Here is an 18,746-nt window from a genome sequence, read left to right as displayed (position 1 = left end):
GAGTTCGACTCTCGTATCCTCCCCCATTGCTCTCACCGGGCAATACGTCGAAGGCCCCCGCTGCTTGCAGCGGGGGCCTTCGACGTACGTAGTCTCATCTGCAGTCTCAACGAGACTCTTCGGAGCCCTCAGCGCCGCGGTCGTCAGCGTCGTCGGCCCTCCCCGGATGAGACCTCCGACCCACTGCGCGACGTCGGCCAGGATGCCGCCCGTCAGGTGCTGGTACCGGGCCGCCATCGCTGTGGACTACCAGCCCATGATCTGCATCACGACCCGTTCGAGTACACCGAGGATGAACAGAACCGTTGCCACCGTTTGCCGGGCATCGTGCAGGCGCCCGTCCCGAACCTTCGCATCGGCCCTTCGCATCGGCCGGCAGCCGCTTCCAGGCGTCGTAGTCCGTGCTCGGCACCGCGGCTCACCTACGGGAGTGGTGAAGACGAACCCGGACTCTCGCCAGTCCTCCCCCGCGATCGCCCGTTCGCGCGTCTGCTCTCGGCGGTGGAGCTCCAGCAGCCTCACCAGCTCGTCAGGGACACCGATGACGCGTCGGCCGGCGCGCGACTTCGTGTTGGCCGTGTCCTCGTTCTCCCTGACCCGCTTCTTGCCGTAGCCCGGCTTCCTGCCACAGTCGCCGCAGCAGCCGTGCAGGCACTTCGGCCGCAGACGGTTCTTTCTGACCCGCAGCACATCGCTGCTGGTATCGACGTCCGTCCAGCGCAGCCCGAGTGCTTCCCCTTGCCGAAGCCTCAACGCAAGTGCGGTAGACCAGCGGACGCTGTTCCCGAGCTTGGCAGCCTCGGAGAGGAGACGTTGCACTTCTTCGGTGTCGTACGGCGCCGGCAGGTAGGGGCGGCATTCCCGCCGATGCAGTGCAGCGTGTCGGACAGAAGTGACTCATGTCGCCGAGGCAAGCGGTCTGTGTGCAAGCCTCATTCACCAATCGCGGCCGAGATGCGGCTATTTGGGGCCTTCGATACCTACCGGTGGGTTCCAGGTACTGTCAGGCCAGGAGAGCGGGGCGTCCAAAGACCACGAGTGGTGGCTCTTCCCGGCTTTCCAAGCCTGCGAGTTCGGGGAGCCGCGCAGAGACTTCAGGTCGCACTGCGAGCGTGTCGGGCCAGGCGGTGAGCTGGGCGGCCCCCTTGGTCACGACGGAGTCCCAGTCGACATCCTCTGCCACGCCCAGCCGGTCGATCACGAAGCCGATGGACCGGACCAGTTCGCTACGGATCGCGCCAACAATGGTCCGAACAGCCTGCTCCCGCTCATCAATCCTCAGCCCGTCCAGACCGAACTCTGCGACAACGACATCCCCCCGAACCCTGCGGAAGCGGGTGAACACATCCGCATCACTGTCCACCCACAGCTGGAAGTTGACCTCTTCGATGGCGGTGAGGCCTGCGGCATTGGCGAGGGAATCCCGATCCACCGGGACCTGTTCACCCCACGAGTCAGGACCGTTGGTGATCCGCGTGATCCTTCCCGTGACGGGGTTGCTCAGACTGAGCTCACCTGCTCCAAGGGACTCAAGGAGTACCTGGGCATCAGCAGGCCCCCAGTCCGTCCGGTACCAGTAGATGAACCCATCGCTCATTGTGATCTCACCGTGTGAATGTATGGACGTCCGGGTTTCCGGGGATCTTCCTGGCCAGATTCAACGCCGCCTCCGGCGTGCCCTCTTCCAGGTACATCTGGGCGCGAACCTCTATTTACTCCGCTGCCCACTTCAAGATATTCGTTTCATCTCCGAATTTTGCCAGATTCCTAGCCTTTTCCGGGCCCACGACCGCTTATGTAGGATCCGTCGCCGCCCATGACGTCGACATCAGTTCGCCCCGTTCAGCCTGGCCACTTCAAATCCAGGTTTGCCAGGTTTTCCAGGTGCACCGGAGGAGATCATGCCGTTCGTTAGCTCCGCAACCTTTTTCTCGCGAGCGGCACCAAGAGCATCGGACGCGGCCGGGTCGGTCGAGCGCCCGTCACCCTGCGAGGGGCCGCCATCCCCGCTGGATGGATTGCCGCCACCCACCCGCTCCTACTGCCACGAGGAGGGCTCTGGCCCCGCCGAGGTGGAGGGCGGCGATAGCTACCTCGGCGGTGGCGCCTTCAGCGAGCACGCCACCACCGTTCAACGATTTCGGAATCAACAGGGCCGAGAGGGCGTCGCCGAATCCAGAAGTCGCTGGAAGTCCCGAACGAGGACCATACGGTAGGTGTCCAGGTGTTTCAGATTTCGAAAGATATCTACCGCGATCCGCTCTTGTCGCTGCCCGTCGCTTTCGAAGTCCCGTACAGTGATCAGCGCATCAAAGTTCTCGAATCGGACACCGTGATCCTCTTCATAATCATGTGACAGCTCCACTTCAACAGCTGCATGACCAAGAGATACGCTGTAGTCAATGCATCCGGGCGTATTGACATGCAACAGGGACCCGCAAGCGGATCCGATGTCGGAAATCAGCTTCTCTACTGGCTGGCCGGGGCTGATGAAAATGGTGTGGGCGATACTCATGAGTCCCCCTATGGATACGTGAGGTTGAAGTTGTCGCCGACAAAACGCATGTCATACCTGCCGGCGCTGGTTGGCTTCGCGTTGCTGATCGGCGCGGTCGGTGCGGTGGTCCGGCACCTGTGGACCGGCGAGTCGTGGACGGAGTCGTCTCAGTTCGGGGCGGTACTGGCTCCGTGCTGGGCTGCATACGCCTGGGTGGTGCGGGTCAGCGAACGCAGGCGTGCGAGCCGATGAGGTCCAACCGTGGAACCGGCTTCGTTTGATCACGGCTTTGCTCCTCGGCAGCGCGGTCGACAGGCACGAGCGGCCTCTGTCACCACTTCCGCCATTCCTTACGCTCATTCTTGTTTCCGCGTCGGTCCCGTCACGACTACGTTTGGGCAACTTGACGAGGGTGGAGGGCACATGGCCGGAGTGAGCAGGCTCGATGGCAAACGGGCTCTGGTGATCGGCGGTGGCGGGGGTGGCATCGGCCGAGCCGTCGTCCGTTCCTGTGCAGCCGCCGGGGCAACGGTCGCAGTGGCAGACGTGGACCCCGCACGGGCAACCGAGGCGGCGGACGAGTTGCGCGCGGCCGGGCACGTCGCCCATGCGCTGAGCGGCGACGTCCGATCCAGCGAGCAGCTCGATGAAGTGATCCTCGGCGCGGCCGAACGGCTCGGTGGGCTGGACGTCTTGATCACGGTGGTCGGCGGGCAGGTCGCGTTCGTACCGGCGGTCAAGCTGCACGAGATGACTGACGAGGACTGGGACACCGTCTACGACGTGAATCTGCGCTACGTGGCTCGCGCGGTGCGGCGAGTGCTGCGGATCTTCCTGAAACAGGGCACCGGCGGGAACATCGTCAGTATCGGCTCGGTCACCGGCTTCATGGCGGCCCCGAAGCAGGCCGGTTACGGCGCTGCCAAGGCGGGCCTGTGCAGCCTGGCGCGGACCGTCGCTGCCGAGTACGCGGCCGACGGCATCAGGATGAACGTCGTCGCAGGCGGGGCGATCAGCACTGCTGTCAACGCCGGCGCATCCGACGAATGGGTCCCGGAAATCCCGGCAGGCCGCTACGGGACGTCGGAGGAGATGGCTACTGCCGCCGTCTACCTGGCCTCGGACGAGGCGCGCTACATCACCGGTCAGCAGATCGTGCTGGATGGCGGGGTCTCGGTCCGGGGCCCATTCCCCGAATAGCCGGACGCTGAGGCAACCCGGGCTCGTCCCGCCTCGCCCCGGGCTCGCCGGCTCTGCTCACGGGAACCGGCTCTGGCACAACTTCTGTGATGCCGTAGCTTTCCGCCATGCGTGCGCTTCCAAGCCGAACGGGAGAGCGACTGATGGCCGGTGGAGTCGTCCTCGACGGAGAGCTGACCCGTCTTGTCCCGACGACCGAGAGTGATTTGGACCTGCTGGCCCAGTGGTTCGCCTCCCCCGAGTTCGTCGAGCACTGGGGCGGACTACCGATTTCGCGTGCCGAGGTGGCTGAGAAGTACGTGGGGAGGCGCCGGCCGCGTGTGGAGTCCTTCCTCGTACTGGCAAGGAGCACGCCGGTGGGCTACGCACAGTACTGGCAGGCCGGAGCGGCTGAAGGCGGCATCGACATGGTATTGGGACCGGAAGCAAGGGGGCGGGGCTTGGGACCGGATGCCACTCGCGTGCTCCTTGCGCACTTGGGCGGGAACCTCGGGTGGCGGCGTGTGACAGTCGATCCCTTGAGAGGGAACCATCGGGCCGTACGCGCCTGGGAGAAGGCCGGCTTCCAGCAGGTGTCAAGCGAGGCCGAGGACCTTCTCATGGAGTTCAGGTTTCCCGAGGGACGCCTCCGCTGACCCCTGTCGTTCATCACTCACCGTGCGCTCTTCACAGAAGTTGAGCCAGAACCCGGGAACCGACAACACCTGCACACGAGGTCGAGCAGCACTCGAAGTGCGGCGGAAATCGGACAGTTCACGGCCCAGGGCAGCGCAGGCTCCCGTGGCGCGGGCTGCGGCCGAATCCGGCTGTCGATCGAGTTCCTGCGCGGCCTCCGTAGCCGGATACCACGGAGGCCGGAACGCTACGTGGAACTACCGATGCGCCGACATCGCCCAGCCATCAGCCCTCGTCGCCGGTCAGAAGCGTGGGCCCAGGTACAGGCCACCGCTCGCATCGACGATCTGACCAGTGACCCACCGGGCGGCGTCGGAAGCGAGGAAGGCGACCACGGCGGCTACGTCGTCGGGCGTGCCCAGCCGGTCGAGTGCCGTCATCCCGGATATCTGTTCGGCGAGACCCGGCACCTCGAAGACAGCTCCGTTGGTCGCCGTCATGGTGGCCCCTGGAGCGACCGCGTTCACCGTGATCCCCCGAGGGCCGAGTTGGCCGGCGAGGGTCTTGGTCATTGTCTCGATCGCACCCTTCGTCATGGCGAACGACGTCTGAGCCGAGTTGGCCATCCGGGTCGCCACCGATGAGATCGAGATGATCCGGGCACCCTCGCGCAACAGAGGCAGCGCACGCTCGATGATGAAGTACGGGGCTCGCACGTTCACCGCGAAGAGGTGGTCGAACTCCGCCCGGGTCGTCACGCCGAGCGCACCAGCCGGTGCGGCCGCCGCGTTGTTGACGACGATGTCGAGCGGCCGGCCGTCCAACGCGGCCTCCACGCCGGCGAAGAGCGTCTCGATGTCGCCGTCCACGCCCAGTTCGGCTCGGACGACGAAGCCGTTCCCACCGGCATCTTCTATCGCGTCGAGCGTCGCCGCGGCCCCGCTCTCATCCGTGCCGAAGTGCACGATGACCGTGGCCCCTTCGGCCGCGAGCCGAGCCGCGATCGCCTGCCCGATACCGCGCGACGCACCCGTCACCAGAGCCGTTCTGCCCATCGGATCGCCCATGCCTTCACCCCGTCCAAGTGTTAGTTACTAACATGATGTTAGTGTCTAGCACATGAGTGGAGAGCAGCCAAACCTGCGGGAACGACGGCGGTCCGAGACGCGGCGCCTGATCCAGGCGCATGCGGTGAGGCTGTTCACCGACCACGGCTACGACACGGTGACGGTGGCCGACGTAGCCGAGGCCGCCGGCGTCTCGGCAATGACCGTGTACCGGCACTTCCCCACCAAGGAGGACCTCGTCCTCATTGACCAGCCCGCCCGGCTCATTGCCGAGCGCGTTGCCGCGTCGCCCGCGACGCAACCCCTGGTGCGCCGTGTCGGCAACGCGCTCATCGACGCGGCCACGGCCTCGACCGGCGGCCACGGGGACGAACTGGCGGCGAACGAACGGTTCCTGCTGGACTGCCTCCGGCTCATGGTCTCGACGCCTGCGCTGCGAGCACGGCATCTGGACAGTCAGTACGCGCTGCAACAGGCCATCGTCGATGCTCTCGGGGAGGACGCCTCCGGTCCCGAAGCCTCGTTCCGTGCCCAGGCGGCGACCAGCGCCTGCATCGCCGCGATGCACACGGCGCTGACGCGCTGGGTCGAGGACGGCGGACGCACCAAGCTGCCCGACCTGATCGCACGGGCGCTCACCGCGTCTTTCGGTGATGGCGCCATCACCACCCACCGGAAGGGCTGAAGGAGCCCACACCTGCGGTCGGGGCAGTTCCCACTCGGCCGACGCTCTTGTTGACGGGCTACGGCCGCCGAGCGCTGCGGACCGGGCCCTTGCCACCACTCCCGACGATCGATCCCGGCACGGTTTCGGTGCCTTACCGAAGTGCTGGACAATCACTGCCGACACGCTGCCCGACACACGCGAACAGAGCCGGATTCCGAATCCGAACCCGCGGGGATCAGTAGCTCACGTTTACCTCAAATCGATCGTGTGATTCCCGGCCCGAAGGTAGGGTCCAGCCAATGCCTGACGCCACCACTGACCGAATTGCTATTTCCGGTGGCCGTCAGTGAAACGGGAGGAAGCACGTGCAGAAGAGGATTACACAGGGTCTGGCCGTCGGTTCGGCCGCGCTCGCTTTCATGCTGGCGTCCGGCACGGCCGCTCAGGCCGCCCAGACGGGCAGCGGGAAGGCTTACGGGGGTTGCACCAACTCTGTGTCGCTCTGGCGCAGCGGCGCCACGGTGTACGCCAACGCCAAGATGACCTGCAAGAAGACCGGACTCATCCTGCGGCCCACCGTGGCGCTCTCCGGGAACAACGGGAAGACCTTCAAGTCGGACGGAAAGGCCTGCCGGAAGGCCAAGACGTGCACGACGCCGACGGTTTCGGTGAAGGCCACCAAGGGGTGGACCTACCGCGCGTCCAATTCGGGTAACGCGACGCTCGCGATCGCCGGTGTCGACGACTACTTCTGGCCCACGTCGAGTGTCGCGCACACCACGTACAAGGCCAAGAGCTGACTGACTGACCTCGATTACGGGAATGGCCCGCCGAACCCGGCGGGCCATTCCCATTTCCATTACCGTTTCGGATTTCGGATTTCGGATTTCGGGTTCGGGTTTCGGTGATGTGAAAGGGCGAGCCCTGTTCGGATCGCCTTCGGCCCCCGGACCTCAGCGATCGCCCACCAGCGCGAAGGCGAATGCCAGGCGTCGGTCCATCCAGTCCGCCTTCACGGTGACCTCCGCGCTGCCCTCGGAGACCATCACGACCTCGCCGTCCGCGGTCCATTCGAGCGTCCGCGGCTTCGACGGCTGGTCGCCGCCCTCCGCGCCGAAGTCCGCAAGCGCGCCCACCAGTCCGATGGCCGCCTTCACGGCGACGCGGCCGACGGCCTCCTTCGCGGAGTCACCGGCGGCCCACTCGTTGCGGCCGACGATTTCGGGGTGGCCGGGCTGGTCGATGCGCCAGGTGTGCCGGAAGGGGCGACGGGGCGGTATCCGGCGCAGTGTGCCCAGGGCTCCGCCCCGGGCGTCGCGGACCACGTGGTGCCGTTCGCCGTTCACTTCCTGGGCATCGTCCACGTAGCAGAGCAGGTGCCGCGCCTCCGGGTCCTCGTAGAGAGCAAGGCCAGGCGCGGGGCGTGACGCGGGGGCCAGGTACGCGCAGGGGGCGTTGACCCGGAAGTCCTTGCCGCCCTGAGGGACCCGTATCGCGCGTGGCCCGCGAACGCCCCTCTTGCGCTTGACGGTTACCGGCTTCTCCTCACTACCGACCACGAAAGTACGGACGTTCGCCCATGCCACCGGCTCCACCGGCGGTTCCTCGGTCTTCCTGCTCCTGCCGAACACCACCGCTGCTCCCCTGTTCATGGTCACTCGCCCGTCTCGCCCGTCTCGCCCGCACCTCGGCCACGAGGGTACGACCTGATGCGATCGCGTACGGCCGCGGCCCGAACGGTCGGTGACCGTACCGGTCAGGTGCTTCTGCGCCTCAGCCAGCCGCATTCGGACTTCACGATTCCTTCACTGGAGCTTCATGAGGGCGCTACCGTTTGCCTCGTGTGCAGCGGGTTGCGCTGTGTCACGTATCGCTGTGCGGCCGTTGCCAGGGCACGTCCCGACACGGTTGCGCGTCTGGGGGGGAACCGCATGCGTGAGCTGACCAAGGGTGCCAACGTCGGCCTGGCGGAACTGAGTGACGACGCGGGAACGGTCATCGCCAGTCTGAGCTGGAGCAGCAACGCGGGGGACGGCGACGCCGATGTGTCCGTACTGCTGCTGGACGCCAGAGGCAAAGTCCGCAGTGACGCCGACTTCTTCTACTACAACAACCCGTCGGCGGACGACGGCAGCGTGCAGTTGCTGGGGAAGACTCCGACCGACAGCGGCAGCGAGGACCGCATCAGCCTCGATCTGACCGCCGTACCCGCCGATGTGGAACGTCTCGTGGTTGCCGCGAGCCGCTACGGCGGTTCGCGCTTCGGTGAACTGGACGATCTGCGGATGACCGTCGCCGACCGCACCGGAGAGGTGCTGCTGGGTTTCTCGATCGCCGACGCCGGGGTGGAGAGCGCGTTCATCTTCGGTGAGCTGTACCGGCGCGGTGCGGAGTGGAAGTACCGGGCCATCGGCCAGGGGTACGAGACCGGACTGGCCGGGCTCGCAACCGACTTCGGCATTGACGTCGATGACGAAGGGGAACACGAGGAAGAGGTTGAGGAGGGTGCGGAGGGTGTGGAAGGGGGTGCGGATGCGTTTGTGGAAGCGGTTGTGGAGGTGGGCGCCGGCGGGGTGCCCGGGTCCGCTCCGAACACGCCGCATGCCGCGCAGCCCGTCCCGCAGACCCTGCCGCATGCCGTCGTCCCGGAGCCCGTCGTCCCACAGGCTCTCGTCCCGCAGGCCGTCGCCCCACAGGCCGTTTCCCTGCCTCTACAGGCGATTCGCTCAGCCGACGGTACGGATGCTGCGCTGGCCTCCGGCGGTACGGATGCGGCAGTCGCTGCCCCGCCCAGGCGCACCCGCGGCCCCCGGACCGCGAAGAAGAAGGTGACGCTCCCGGCCGTGGCGAAGAAGTCACTGGCCGAGAACGACGCGTGGAGGCCCGCCCGGCTGTTTCCCGCACCGTCGCTCAAGAGCGACCGGGAGCGGGAGGTACGGGCCACGTCCGTGCTGCTGTCGGTGATGGCCCAGGTACCGGAGTTCGGGCGCAGGCTGACCGCCGCGTTCGGTGCTCCGGCCGGACGCATGCAGACGTTCACCGAGGTCTCGCTCCCGCACGGGGACACCCCCCGGCGTCCGGACGGGGTCATACGGGTGGAGCGGGCCGGCAAGTTGTGGACGGCCCTCGTCGAGACGAAGACGAACGGGAACGGGCTGAAGTCGGAGCAGGTCCAGAACTACATGGACATCGCTGCCCGGCGCCGTTACGAGGCCGTCATCACGCTCTCCAACGACGTTGCGCTGGAGGGCAGTCCGCTCGTCGACGTCAAGACCGACGGCCGGCGCAAGCACAAGGTCGCCCTCTGGCACCTGTCCTGGGCCGAGGTGGCCCATCAGGCGCACATGCTGATCCGGCACGAGGGCGTCGGCAATGCCGCGCACGCCTGGCTCCTCCAAGAGCTCCTGCACTACCTCCAGCACGAGAACTCCGGCTGCCACGGCTTCCAGAACATGGGCCCGTCGTGGGTGCCCGTCCGCAACGGCATCGACACGGAGACGCTCAGCCAGGACGATCCGCGCGCCGTCGAGGTCGTGGAGAGCTGGGAACGGCTCATCCGCCAGGTCTGTCTGCGGCTCGGCGGTCAACTGGGCCAGAAGGCACTTCCCGTTCAGCGCGCCCCGCGCGGCACCACCCCGGACTCTCGTCGGGCGGCACTCGCCGGTCAGCTCTGCGAACAGGGACGGCTCACCGCCGAACTGCGCGTCGACGGTTCGCCCGGCGCCATCACGATCACCGCCGATCTGCGCACCGGGAAACTGCGCACCTCGGTGGAGATCCCGGTACCGGAGGGTGCGTACCCGCTCACCTCGGCCAAGCGGCTGATGCGCCAGCTGACCGAGGCTCCCGCCGACCTCCACGTCGAGACGCTCGTCGAAGGGCAGAGCGGTCCGCGCGGCACCTTGGAGCGGCTGCGTCCCGAGCCGGGCGACATGCTCCCCAAGGACGGCAGCCGGATCGCCGGGTTCCGGCTCTCCCTCTTCAAGGGCATGGGCGGCTCGCGCGGCAACGCCGAATCAGGCTTCATCCGCAGCGTCGACGACGCCGTGGACCGCTTCCACGCACACGTCATCGCCCATCTTCCGCAGGTTCCGCAGGCCGAACGCCGCACCGCGCGCCGCTCGTCCGAACCGGGGACCGAATCGGGGACCGGACCCGAGGCCGGGCGGACGGCCGGGCGGGGAGCCGGACCCGCGGCCGGGCAAGAAGCCGGGCGGGGGACCGGACCCGAGGCCGGGCAAGGGGCCGAGCGGGGAGCCGGACCGGATCGCACACCGTCGGGGCCTGCCGCACTCGGCGGGCCGGCCGCTGCTTCGGAGGCGCCGGTGTCCGCCTGATCGTGCGCCCCGGTGCACGGGCTGTGTACCGCGATCCGCCGTTCCGGGAGATTTTCCGGATTCCGCCAAAAACCTCCGGCGCGGTGTCGAGGACCGTCCGCCGGTTCCGACGTCCCCTGTGAAAGCCGCCCACGAGGGGCGGACGGACACAGGGAGCGAAACCATGAAGTACCTGGTGATGGTGCAGGGCTCGCAGGCCGACTACGAGGCGATGCGCGGGAACGCCACCGCGGACGGACCGGCCTGGAGCGAGCAGGACATGCAAACCATGTTCGCGTTCATGGGCGCGGTCAACGACGATCTCGCCGAGACCGGTGAGCTCATCGACGCCAACGGCCTGACCGAACCGGCCAGGGCCCGGTCCGTCCACGCGGGCGAGGACGGGCGTCCGGTGATCACCGACGGCCCGTACGGGGAGACCAAGGAGTTGCTCGCCGGGTACTGGGTGCTCGACTGCGAGAGCCTGGAACGGGTCACCGAGATCGCCGCGCGCGTCGCGCAGTGTCCGGCGCCCGCCGGTGCGCCCGTCCGGCCGGTGGTCATCCGGCCCATCGACGATCTCGGAGGCGATGTGTGAAACGTACGGCGGAGGTCGAGGACCTGCTGCGGCTGCACGCCCCGCAGGTCCTCGGCGCGCTGGTACGCCGTTACGGGCACTTCGACCCGGCCGAGGACGCGGTGCAGGAGGCGTCGATCGCCGCCGCCCGGCAGTGGCCCGAGCAAGGGATCCCGGACAATCCGCGCGGATGGCTGATCAGGGTGGCCTCCCGCCGGCTCGTGGACCGGCTGCGCAGCGACGAAGCCCGGCGGGTGCGCGAACAGGCAGCGGCGGCCCTCACCCCGCGCGACGCCTTCATCACCCCGCCGCCCGACGAGCCCGCGCCGGGCGGGAGCCGGGCACCGTCCGACGACGACACCCTCACCCTGCTCTTCCTGTGCTGCCATCCGGAGCTGGCCCCGGCCGCGCAGATCGCCCTCACGCTGCGGGCGGTCGGCGGACTGACCACCGCCGAGATCGCCCGCGCCCATCTGGTGCCCGAGGCGACGATGGCCCAGCGGATCAGCCGGGCGAAGCGCAAGGTGCGGGGCGCAGCGTTCGTCCAGCCGGAGCCGGCCGAACGCGACGAGCGGCTCGGTGCCGTGCTCCAGGTGCTCTACCTGATCTTCAACGAGGGCTACACGGCCACCGCCGGCCGTGCTCTGCACCGGGCCGATCTGGCCCGGGAGGCGATTCGGCTGACCCGTTCGGTGCGCCGGCTGCTGCCCCGGGACGGGGCGGTGACCGGGCTCCTGGCGCTGATGCTGCTCACCGATGCCCGCAGCGCCGCGCGCACCGGGCCGGACGGCGAGTTGGTCCCGCTCGACGAGCAGGACCGCACCCGGTGGGACCGGGCGGCCGTCACCGAGGGCGTCGCGCTGGTCGAGGAGGCGCTGCACCGAGGTCCGGCCGGGCCCTACCAGGTGCAGGCGGCCATCGCCGCGCTGCACGACGAGGCGGTCCGTGCCGAGGACACCGACTGGCCGCAGATCCTCGCGCTGTACGACGTCCTCGTGCGCCTCGCCCCCGAGCCGATGGCCGAGCTGGGCCGGGCCGTCGCTGTCGCGATGGTCCACGGACCGCGAGCCGGGCTGGCCGAGGCCGAGGCGCTCGGGGACCGACTCGTGGGAAACCACCGACTGGACGCCGTCCGCGCCCACCTGCTGGAACAGGCCGGTGACCCGGCCGGCGCCCGCGCCGCCTACCTCGCGGCAGCCGCCGCCACCCTGAGCATTCCCGAGGCCCGCTACCTGCACAGCCGCGCGGACCGGCTCGGAGGCTAGCGCGCAGCCGGTTGCCGGTTGCCGGTTGCGAGTTGCGAGTTGCGAGTTGCCGGGCTCAAGTCGCAGAGCGCAGGGCGCAATTCACAGGCCGCAGTGCAGGTAGCCGGGTGCCTGGCCGACGTACAGACCGCAGAGCGCGCACAGGGTCGGGCCGGCGCACAGGCCACAGAGTGCCGGCCGGCCGGTATACCTCCGTCCGATGTCACACTCCTGCCCCCGGCAACGCTCTCAGGGTGTAACCGCGACAGGAGGCACCTGATGTCCGACCCCGCCACCGGCCCCCGCCCCGGAACCGGCCCGGACTCCGGGCCCGGCGACGCCACCGATGTGTTCGTCGACCATCGCGAGCTGCTGTTCTCGCTCGTCTACAACATGCTCGGCGGCGTCGCCGACACGGAGGACGTCCTCCAGGAGACCTGGCTTTCCTGGACTGCCCGGAACGAGGCACCCGACGCGGAACGGATCGAGAGTCCGCGCGCCTACCTCGTACGGATCGCGGTGAACAAGGCACTCTCGCGCCAGGCCGCCATCAACCGCCGCCGCGAGACGTACGTCGGTACGTGGCTGCCTGAGCCGCTCGTCTCGGGCGCCGACGCCCCGCCGTCACCCGACGACGAGGCCGCCGAACGGGCGGAGCGGGCCGAGTCAGTGTCGATGGCGATGCTCGTCGTCCTGGAGACGCTGACCCCGCTGGAGCGCGCGGTCTTCGTGCTGCACGAGGTCTTCGGGTACGCGCACACCGAGACCGCGCAGATCCTGGGCCGCAGCCCCGCCGCCGTGCGCCAGCTGGCCCATCGTGCGCGCGACCACGTACAGGCCCGCCGGCCGCGCCACCGCCCCGACCCGCTGCTGCACCGGCGCGCCACCGAACACTTCCTGGACGCCGTGTTCGGCGGCGATCTGGCCGCCCTGATGCGGCTGCTCGCCCCCGATGTGACCCTCTGGGCCGACGGCGGCGGCAAGTCCCCGGCGGCCGGACCGCACCCGGTGCACGGCCGTGACAACGTCGCCCGGCTGCTGATCACCCGCGCCTCGCACCGCGACGGCCTGGAGATCGCCTACCGGCAGGTCAACGGTGACCCCGCGGCGGTCCTGTTCAGCGGTGACACCCCCTTCGCCGTGATGGTCCTCGACCTGACACCGGACGGCGAGCAGATCAGCGACATCTACAACGTCGCCAACCCCGACAAGCTGCCGCCGGCCGACCTCGGCTGAGCCGCCGGGAACCGGAAACCGGGAAACGGAAACCGGAAAACGGGAAGACAGGAGAACGGGAGAACATCATGTTGTTCGTCCTCTATACAACGGTCACCGTGCTGACCGCCGCGCTCAACACCATGTCGGCTGTGCTCGACTTCCGCCGCTACGAACCGATCCTCGTCAACATGGAGAAGGCAGGGGTGCCCGCCTCCTCGCTGTTCGGGCTGGGTGTGCTCAAGGCGGCCGGGGCCGCCGGGCTGCTCGTCGGCTTCGCCGTCCCGCTGATCGGCACGGCGGCCGCGGTGGGGCTGGCGCTGTTCTTCATCGGAGCCATCGGCGTCCACCTGCGCGCCCGCGACCACGGCTACTGGGTGCCCGGCTTCTTCCTCGTACTGGCCGTTGCCTCCCTGGTCCTGGGCGTGGCCCACCGAGGAGCTCTGTGACGGAGAAGGAACGAGTGAGTGAGTGAGGGAGGGAGGGAACGGGTGAGCGAGTGCATGCGTGCGTGCTTGCGTGCTTGCTTGCTTGCTTGCTTGCTTGCTTGCGGGGCGAACTCCTCCACAGGTGGCGGTGGACACCGGCAAACGGCTGCAATCGGGGGTCAACAGCTCCGCCAACGGTGATGGTGCTGGCCGTCACACCCCGCGCTCGCGATGATCGGGCCATGACCAAGAGCGACAACGCCCAGGACATCACCCTCCGGATCGCCCAGGAGCCGGAGGCGGACGAACTCCTCGGGCGCAGTCCGCTCGCCGCCCTGGTGGGCATGCTGCTGGACCAGCAGGTGCCCATGGAGTGGGCCTTCTCCGGCCCGTACACGCTGGCGCAGCGGATGGGCGGGACCGATCTGGACGCCCATGAGATCGCCACGTACGACCCCGAGGCGTTCGCCGAGCTCTTCATCGCCAAACCCGCGTTGCACCGCTATCCGGGCTCCATGGCCAAGCGCGTGCAGCAGCTGTGCCAGTACCTCGTGGCGCAGTACGACGGGGTCGCGAGCGCGGTGTGGCGCGATGCCGCCACCGGGGCCGAGCTGCGGAAACGTCTGAACGCCCTGCCCGGGTTCGGCACCCAGAAGGCGCAGATCTTCCTTGCGCTGCTGGGCAAGCAGTTCAACGTCTGCCCGCCGGGCTGGCGGGAGGCGGCGGGACCGTACGGGGAGGCCGGTTCGCACCGTTCGGTCGCCGACATCACCGGACCGGAGTCGCTCGCCGAGGTCCGCGCGTACAAGCAGGAGGCCAAAGCGGCCGCGAAGGCCGCCAAGGTGGCGGCCAAGGGTGTCAAGGGCAGGTGAGCCGGGCCCGGACGGGAGAGTCCCCCGGGGTCCCACGGAGTCCCCCGGAGTCGCCCGGCCGGGCAAGCACCGCTCGCACTACCCTTCGCGCCCCGGCGTGCGCTCCCCGCCGTGGTGTCACTCTGACTCATCACGGCCCCAATTCCGGAATGGACGCTTATATGCCGTCCCGGCCGACGTCGCAGTCCCGCCTCATGGCTGCGCCCGGCCGCTCTTGACCGGTAGGCTTTCCGTGTGATCTTCAAGCGCATCGGAAATGGGCAGCCCTATCCCGACCACGGCCGGGAAAGCACCCGGCAGTGGGCGGATGTCGCGCCGCGCCCGGTCCGCCTCGACCAGCTGGTGACCACGAAGGGCCAGCTGGATCTCGAAACCCTTCTCGCCGAGGACTCCACCTTCTACGGCGACCTGTTCGCGCACGTCGTGAAGTGGCAGGGCGACCTCTACCTGGAGGACGGACTGCACCGCGCGGTCCGCGCCGCGCTCCAGCAGCGCCAGGTACTGCACGCGCGCGTGCTCGAACTCGGCTGAGACACCACCTCGGTCACCACCGCAACCCGCGGGGTTCGTTCGGGTGCTTTCCCACTCGGACGGGTGCGATCCATTGATCATTTAGTAGGCATCATCACCAGGTCGCACTACGCTGCGCCCATGAGCATGCTCACTCCCCCCGGCATGGGCGGAAAATACCGCATCACGGGTGACAAGTACCCGCGCATGCGGCGCCCCCGCCGCCGCAGCAAACTGGTCCTCGCGGCCATCGCCTCCGTGGTCGCCCTAGGGCTGGCCGGATGGGGCACGCTGCAGCTCATCGATGTCTTCACGGGCGGCGACAGAACGGCCAGCGCCGCCGACCGCAAGGCGGACTGCCCGTCCGCCAAGCCGTCCGCACCCGCCAAGGTGCTGCCGAAGCCCGCGAAGATCAAGGTCAACGTCTACAACGCGACCCCGCGCGGCGGGCTCGCGAAGGCCGCGGCCGATGAGCTGAAGAAGCGCGGTTTCACGATCGGCAAGGTCGGCAACGCCTCGGCCGCGTTCGACAAGAAGGTCCCCGGGACCGCCATACTGCTGGGCGCCCCGACCGCGGTCAACGGCACCTTCCCGGTGCTCGGCACGCAGCTGCCGGGGGCCGCGACGAAGACCGACGCCCGCAAGAGCGCGGACGTCGATCTGATCATCGGTACGAAATTCAAGGCGTTCAGCACGCCTCAGGCGGCCTCCACCGCCCTGACCGCCCTCACCGAGCCGGCACCCGCGCCGTCCTCCTGCTGAGACCGCGCGGGCGCCCAGGAACGGCGCCCAGGGAGAGGTTGCAGGCCGGGAGAGGGCGCGGGGCTGGAAAGGGCAGGCCGGAGAGGGCCTAGTCGGCGGTGCCGTACATCCGGTCGCCCGCGTCACCGAGGCCCGGGACGATGTAGCCGTTCTCGTTGAGCCGCTCGTCGACCGAGGCGGTGACCACGGTGACCGGGGTCCCCGCCAGCTCGCGCTCCATCACCTCGACGCCCTCGGGCGCCGCGAGCAGCACGACGGCGGTGACATCGTCCGCACCGCGCTTGATCAGCTCCTGGATGGCCGCGACCAGCGTGCCGCCGGTGGCCAGCATCGGGTCCAGCACGTACACCTGGCGGCCCGAGAGGTCCTCCGGCATACGGGACGCGTACGTGGACGCCTGGAGCGTCTCCTCGTCGCGGATCATGCCCAGGAAGCCCACCTCGGCGGTCGGCAGCAGCCGCACCATGCCGTCGAGCATGCCCAGGCCGGCCCGGAGGATCGGCACGACCAGGGGCCGCGGATACGAGAGCTTCACACCGGTGGTGGGTGTCACCGGGGTCTCGATGTCGACCTGCTCGGTGCGCACATCGCGGGTGGCCTCGTACGCGAGCAGGGTCACCAGCTCGTCGGCGAGACGCCGGAAGGTCGGGGAGTCGGTGCGCTTGTCGCGCAGGGTGGTGAGTTTGTGCGCGACCAGCGGGTGGTCGACGACGTGGATCCGCATGGGACCAACAGTAGCCGCGCCTCCCGTACCCGTGCGCTGGCATCAACCACACGTTCGGGGGGAAGGTGGTGGCATACGGACCCAGCCTTGGGGTGATGAGCCGATGCCGGACGGGGCGCAGCAGAATCGGGACGGGGCGAGCCCGCTCGACCCGCAGGACCCGCAGGACCCGCAGGAGAGCGACGCGCAGCGCCGGAGGCGGCGCGCCCAGTTCCTCCGCGAGCTTCACGAGGCCAAGGCGCTGCGCGACCGGGTCCAGCCACGGCGGGTCAAGGCCGCCCGAATGCGCCAGGCCATGCGGATGCGGACGTTTCGCTGGTAGCCGTCCGGCCTGCGGAAGAACCCCCTGGTGGCGGTGTCCGGGAGAACTGATGGCCGACGCAACGTCCGAACTGCCCTCGTGAGGCCCTGGTTTCTGCCACGATTCCGATGGGCGGGACGCAGGGCAGCCGGACCACCGACTGCTCTCCCGCCGGACCGACACACCTAGGGTCTTTCGTTTGGATCAGGCCGGATCAGGGAGCGGGGCGAGATCCGGACGGCGGACCCCTAGACCAGTGGGAGAGTCACGGTGTACTTCGCCGCACTGCTCGCGCGCACCGAAGACGGGTGGGAAGCGAGCGACACGGATCTCGACGATGTGGAGACCCTGTCGGATCTGACGGATCTGGCCCGTGAAGCCTCGGTGGACGAGGACACGGTGCTCGTTTTCATCGAACAGGAGGACGCCTGGTTCGGCGTCATCCGGGTGGACGGTGAGGAGGACCCGCGCATCTACGTCTCGAACGCCTCCGCTGCCACCCGCTCCTCGTACGGGGAGATCCTGCTCACCGATGAACTGCTCGGCCGCGAACCCGGGGCCGAGGACTCGATTGCCGCCCTCGAAGAGCTCGTCGGCCTCGACGGTACGGAGGACGGCGAGCCGGACAACGCCCCCGGCAACAACAACGACGACACCGACGATGACGACGACGACGGACTCGACGCCGTACCGGCAGGTCCGCTCGGTGACACCGGGCTCCTGTCCGACCTCGGTCTCCCCGAGGCGGAGCTGCTGATGCTCCGGACGGACGCACTGGTGGAGATCGCGGACGCGCTGGGAGCGGCCGAGGTCCTGGAGACCGTCCGTTAAGGTCCGCGGGTGACCGAAGCACCGCACCCGCACGACCCGTCCCGATCCCACGATCCACCGCACGATCCACCGCACGACCCCGTACGGAACCCGTGGCGGGCGGCCATGCGCCGCGCCCTGGACGAGGCCGACCGGGCGGCGGCGGCCGGCGATGTGCCGGTCGGCGCCGTCGTCCTCGCCCCGGACGGCACACCGCTCGCCGCGGGGCACAACGAACGCGAGGCGGCCGGCGACCCGACCGCGCACGCCGAGATCCTGGCGCTCCGCCGGGCCGCCGAGGCGCTCGGCGAATGGCGGCTGTCCGGATGCACTCTGGTGGTCACCCTGGAGCCCTGCACGATGTGCGCGGGTGCGCTGGTGCAGTCCCGGGTCGCCCGGGTCGTCTACGGAGCCCGCGACGAGAAGGCCGGAGCGGCCGGCTCGCTCTGGGACGTCGTGCGCGACCGCCGGCTCAACCACCGCCCCGAGGTGATCGCCGGGGTCCTGGAGGACGACTGCGCGGCCCGTCTCACCACCTTCTTCCGCCACCGCTGACCTGGCGTCCACGCCTCGGCGCGGTGCCTCCGGCAATCGGATTTCGACGGACGGCCAGGATGGTCTAAGCTCTCTCTCGGTAGCGTGTCCGAGCGGCCGAAGGAGCTCGCCTCGAAAGCGAGTGTGGGGAAACTCACCGAGGGTTCAAATCCCTCCGCTACCGCTGACAACACCCCCCGCACCGTGGAGACACGGAGCGGGGGGTGTTCTGCTGTGCGCCCGCGCCGACGGCCGACGTGCGCCGACGCTCGGGGCGCCGTCCGTGGCCGCCGCTGTGTCGTGGGGCACGAAAACCCCGCATGCCGAGTGCCGTTGGTCGGGAAAAACGATGTGAGGGATACACTCGCGCCCGGCAACAGGGGGCCCCGGGGGCGGCGACCGCTCCG

The 18,746-nt window shown here is 68.8% G+C and carries 23 protein-coding genes and 1 tRNA gene; 17 read left to right on the top strand and 7 right to left on the bottom strand.

The window, feature by feature from the left end:
• From ACFVJX_RS34715 to ACFVJX_RS34700, 4 genes are all read right to left on the bottom strand, one after another.
• The coding region (locus ACFVJX_RS34715; RefSeq protein WP_385746628.1) for a hypothetical protein at nucleotides 1–237 on the bottom strand (237 nt) is incomplete at its 3' end.
• Between the two features lie 9 nt (nucleotides 238–246).
• A complete protein-coding gene (locus ACFVJX_RS34710; protein WP_384136308.1) occupies nucleotides 247–819 on the bottom strand; it encodes a hypothetical protein in 573 nt (190 codons plus the stop codon).
• A gap of 184 nt (nucleotides 820–1,003) precedes the next feature.
• The gene (locus tag ACFVJX_RS34705) at nucleotides 1,004–1,597 is read right to left on the bottom strand and encodes a hypothetical protein (RefSeq protein WP_384136310.1); all 594 of its coding nucleotides are present in this window, start codon (nucleotides 1,595–1,597) and stop codon (nucleotides 1,004–1,006) included.
• A 549-nt stretch (nucleotides 1,598–2,146) separates the two neighbouring features.
• Nucleotides 2,147–2,515, bottom strand: a complete 369-nt coding sequence (locus ACFVJX_RS34700) for a hypothetical protein (RefSeq protein ID WP_384136311.1) — start codon at nucleotides 2,513–2,515, stop codon at nucleotides 2,147–2,149.
• Nucleotides 2,516–2,563: 48 nt separating this feature from the next.
• Between ACFVJX_RS34700 and ACFVJX_RS34695 the strand changes: the two genes are divergently transcribed.
• From ACFVJX_RS34695 to ACFVJX_RS34685, 3 genes are all read left to right on the top strand, one after another.
• Nucleotides 2,564–2,749 (top strand): hypothetical protein, encoded by a 186-nt coding sequence (locus ACFVJX_RS34695; protein WP_384195774.1) that lies wholly within the window; start codon nucleotides 2,564–2,566, stop codon nucleotides 2,747–2,749.
• A gap of 171 nt (nucleotides 2,750–2,920) precedes the next feature.
• Nucleotides 2,921–3,697, top strand: coding sequence for an SDR family NAD(P)-dependent oxidoreductase (locus ACFVJX_RS34690; RefSeq protein WP_384136313.1), 777 nt, complete (start codon nucleotides 2,921–2,923; stop codon nucleotides 3,695–3,697).
• A gap of 143 nt (nucleotides 3,698–3,840) precedes the next feature.
• The gene (locus ACFVJX_RS34685) at nucleotides 3,841–4,332 is read left to right on the top strand and encodes a GNAT family N-acetyltransferase (protein WP_384136315.1); all 492 of its coding nucleotides are present in this window, start codon (nucleotides 3,841–3,843) and stop codon (nucleotides 4,330–4,332) included.
• A 282-nt stretch (nucleotides 4,333–4,614) separates the two neighbouring features.
• Here ACFVJX_RS34685 and ACFVJX_RS34680 read toward each other — a convergent pair whose 3' ends face one another.
• On the bottom strand, nucleotides 4,615–5,379 hold the full coding sequence (locus tag ACFVJX_RS34680; protein WP_384136316.1) for an SDR family NAD(P)-dependent oxidoreductase: 765 nt from the start codon (nucleotides 5,377–5,379) through the stop codon (nucleotides 4,615–4,617).
• A 52-nt stretch (nucleotides 5,380–5,431) separates the two neighbouring features.
• On the opposite strand from ACFVJX_RS34680, the gene ACFVJX_RS34675 reads away from it, so the two are divergent.
• Both ACFVJX_RS34675 and ACFVJX_RS34670 read left to right on the top strand, forming a co-directional pair.
• Complete coding sequence (locus ACFVJX_RS34675; RefSeq protein WP_384136318.1) at nucleotides 5,432–6,064, top strand: TetR/AcrR family transcriptional regulator; 633 nt, start codon at nucleotides 5,432–5,434, stop codon at nucleotides 6,062–6,064.
• A 347-nt stretch (nucleotides 6,065–6,411) separates the two neighbouring features.
• Complete coding sequence (locus ACFVJX_RS34670) at nucleotides 6,412–6,846, top strand: hypothetical protein (RefSeq protein ID WP_384136319.1); 435 nt, start codon at nucleotides 6,412–6,414, stop codon at nucleotides 6,844–6,846.
• A gap of 153 nt (nucleotides 6,847–6,999) precedes the next feature.
• Here the strand turns inward: ACFVJX_RS34670 and ACFVJX_RS34665 are convergent, their stop codons facing one another.
• Nucleotides 7,000–7,698, bottom strand: a complete 699-nt coding sequence (locus ACFVJX_RS34665) for a hypothetical protein (protein ID WP_384136321.1) — start codon at nucleotides 7,696–7,698, stop codon at nucleotides 7,000–7,002.
• A 279-nt stretch (nucleotides 7,699–7,977) separates the two neighbouring features.
• Here ACFVJX_RS34665 and ACFVJX_RS34660 point away from each other — a divergent pair, with 279 nt between their 5' ends.
• The 8 genes from ACFVJX_RS34660 (at nucleotide 7,978) to ACFVJX_RS34625 (ending at nucleotide 15,970) form a co-directional block, all read left to right on the top strand.
• Nucleotides 7,978–10,383, top strand: a complete 2,406-nt coding sequence (locus ACFVJX_RS34660; RefSeq protein ID WP_384136323.1) for a TerD family protein — start codon at nucleotides 7,978–7,980, stop codon at nucleotides 10,381–10,383.
• 163 nt (nucleotides 10,384–10,546) lie between these two features.
• The gene (locus ACFVJX_RS34655) at nucleotides 10,547–10,960 is read left to right on the top strand and encodes a YciI family protein (RefSeq protein ID WP_384136325.1); all 414 of its coding nucleotides are present in this window, start codon (nucleotides 10,547–10,549) and stop codon (nucleotides 10,958–10,960) included.
• Nucleotides 10,957–12,204 (top strand): RNA polymerase sigma factor, encoded by a 1,248-nt coding sequence (locus ACFVJX_RS34650; RefSeq protein ID WP_384136327.1) that lies wholly within the window; start codon nucleotides 10,957–10,959, stop codon nucleotides 12,202–12,204. The genes ACFVJX_RS34655 and ACFVJX_RS34650 overlap by 4 nt, the downstream gene beginning before the upstream one ends.
• A 258-nt stretch (nucleotides 12,205–12,462) precedes the next feature.
• On the top strand, nucleotides 12,463–13,419 hold the full coding sequence (gene sigJ / locus ACFVJX_RS34645; RefSeq protein ID WP_384136328.1) for an RNA polymerase sigma factor SigJ: 957 nt from the start codon (nucleotides 12,463–12,465) through the stop codon (nucleotides 13,417–13,419).
• A gap of 68 nt (nucleotides 13,420–13,487) precedes the next feature.
• Nucleotides 13,488–13,847 (top strand): DoxX family protein, encoded by a 360-nt coding sequence (locus ACFVJX_RS34640; protein WP_384136330.1) that lies wholly within the window; start codon nucleotides 13,488–13,490, stop codon nucleotides 13,845–13,847.
• A gap of 221 nt (nucleotides 13,848–14,068) precedes the next feature.
• Nucleotides 14,069–14,698: an HhH-GPD-type base excision DNA repair protein gene (locus ACFVJX_RS34635; protein ID WP_384136331.1), complete on the top strand. Its 630-nt coding sequence runs from the start codon at nucleotides 14,069–14,071 to the stop codon at nucleotides 14,696–14,698.
• A 234-nt stretch (nucleotides 14,699–14,932) separates the two neighbouring features.
• A complete protein-coding gene (locus ACFVJX_RS34630; protein WP_073736427.1) occupies nucleotides 14,933–15,229 on the top strand; it encodes a type II toxin-antitoxin system VapB family antitoxin in 297 nt (98 codons plus the stop codon).
• A 144-nt stretch (nucleotides 15,230–15,373) separates the two neighbouring features.
• On the top strand, nucleotides 15,374–15,970 hold the full coding sequence (locus tag ACFVJX_RS34625) for a LytR C-terminal domain-containing protein (protein ID WP_384136339.1): 597 nt from the start codon (nucleotides 15,374–15,376) through the stop codon (nucleotides 15,968–15,970).
• Nucleotides 15,971–16,058: 88 nt separating this feature from the next.
• On the opposite strand, the gene upp is transcribed toward ACFVJX_RS34625, so the two are convergent.
• On the bottom strand, nucleotides 16,059–16,694 hold the full coding sequence (gene upp / locus ACFVJX_RS34620; protein ID WP_123524739.1) for a uracil phosphoribosyltransferase: 636 nt from the start codon (nucleotides 16,692–16,694) through the stop codon (nucleotides 16,059–16,061).
• A 103-nt stretch (nucleotides 16,695–16,797) separates the two neighbouring features.
• Here upp and ACFVJX_RS34615 point away from each other — a divergent pair, with 103 nt between their 5' ends.
• From ACFVJX_RS34615 to ACFVJX_RS34600, 4 genes are all read left to right on the top strand, one after another.
• Nucleotides 16,798–17,016, top strand: coding sequence for a hypothetical protein (locus ACFVJX_RS34615; RefSeq protein WP_384136333.1), 219 nt, complete (start codon nucleotides 16,798–16,800; stop codon nucleotides 17,014–17,016).
• A gap of 249 nt (nucleotides 17,017–17,265) precedes the next feature.
• The gene (locus tag ACFVJX_RS34610; RefSeq protein ID WP_384136335.1) at nucleotides 17,266–17,826 is read left to right on the top strand and encodes a hypothetical protein; all 561 of its coding nucleotides are present in this window, start codon (nucleotides 17,266–17,268) and stop codon (nucleotides 17,824–17,826) included.
• Between the two features lie 9 nt (nucleotides 17,827–17,835).
• A complete protein-coding gene (gene tadA, locus ACFVJX_RS34605) occupies nucleotides 17,836–18,360 on the top strand; it encodes a tRNA adenosine(34) deaminase TadA (RefSeq protein ID WP_384136337.1) in 525 nt (174 codons plus the stop codon).
• 78 nt (nucleotides 18,361–18,438) lie between these two features.
• Nucleotides 18,439–18,523: transfer RNA gene (locus ACFVJX_RS34600), tRNA-Ser, on the top strand.
• The last annotated feature ends 223 nt before the right edge of the window (nucleotides 18,524–18,746 follow it).

Source organism: Streptomyces sp. NPDC127177, assembly GCF_042672475.1.
In the GTDB taxonomy this organism is placed as follows: Bacteria; Actinomycetota; Actinomycetes; order Streptomycetales; family Streptomycetaceae; genus Streptomyces.
Note: the sequence above shows the minus strand (reverse complement) of the source record. Positions and strands in the feature narration are given on the sequence as shown.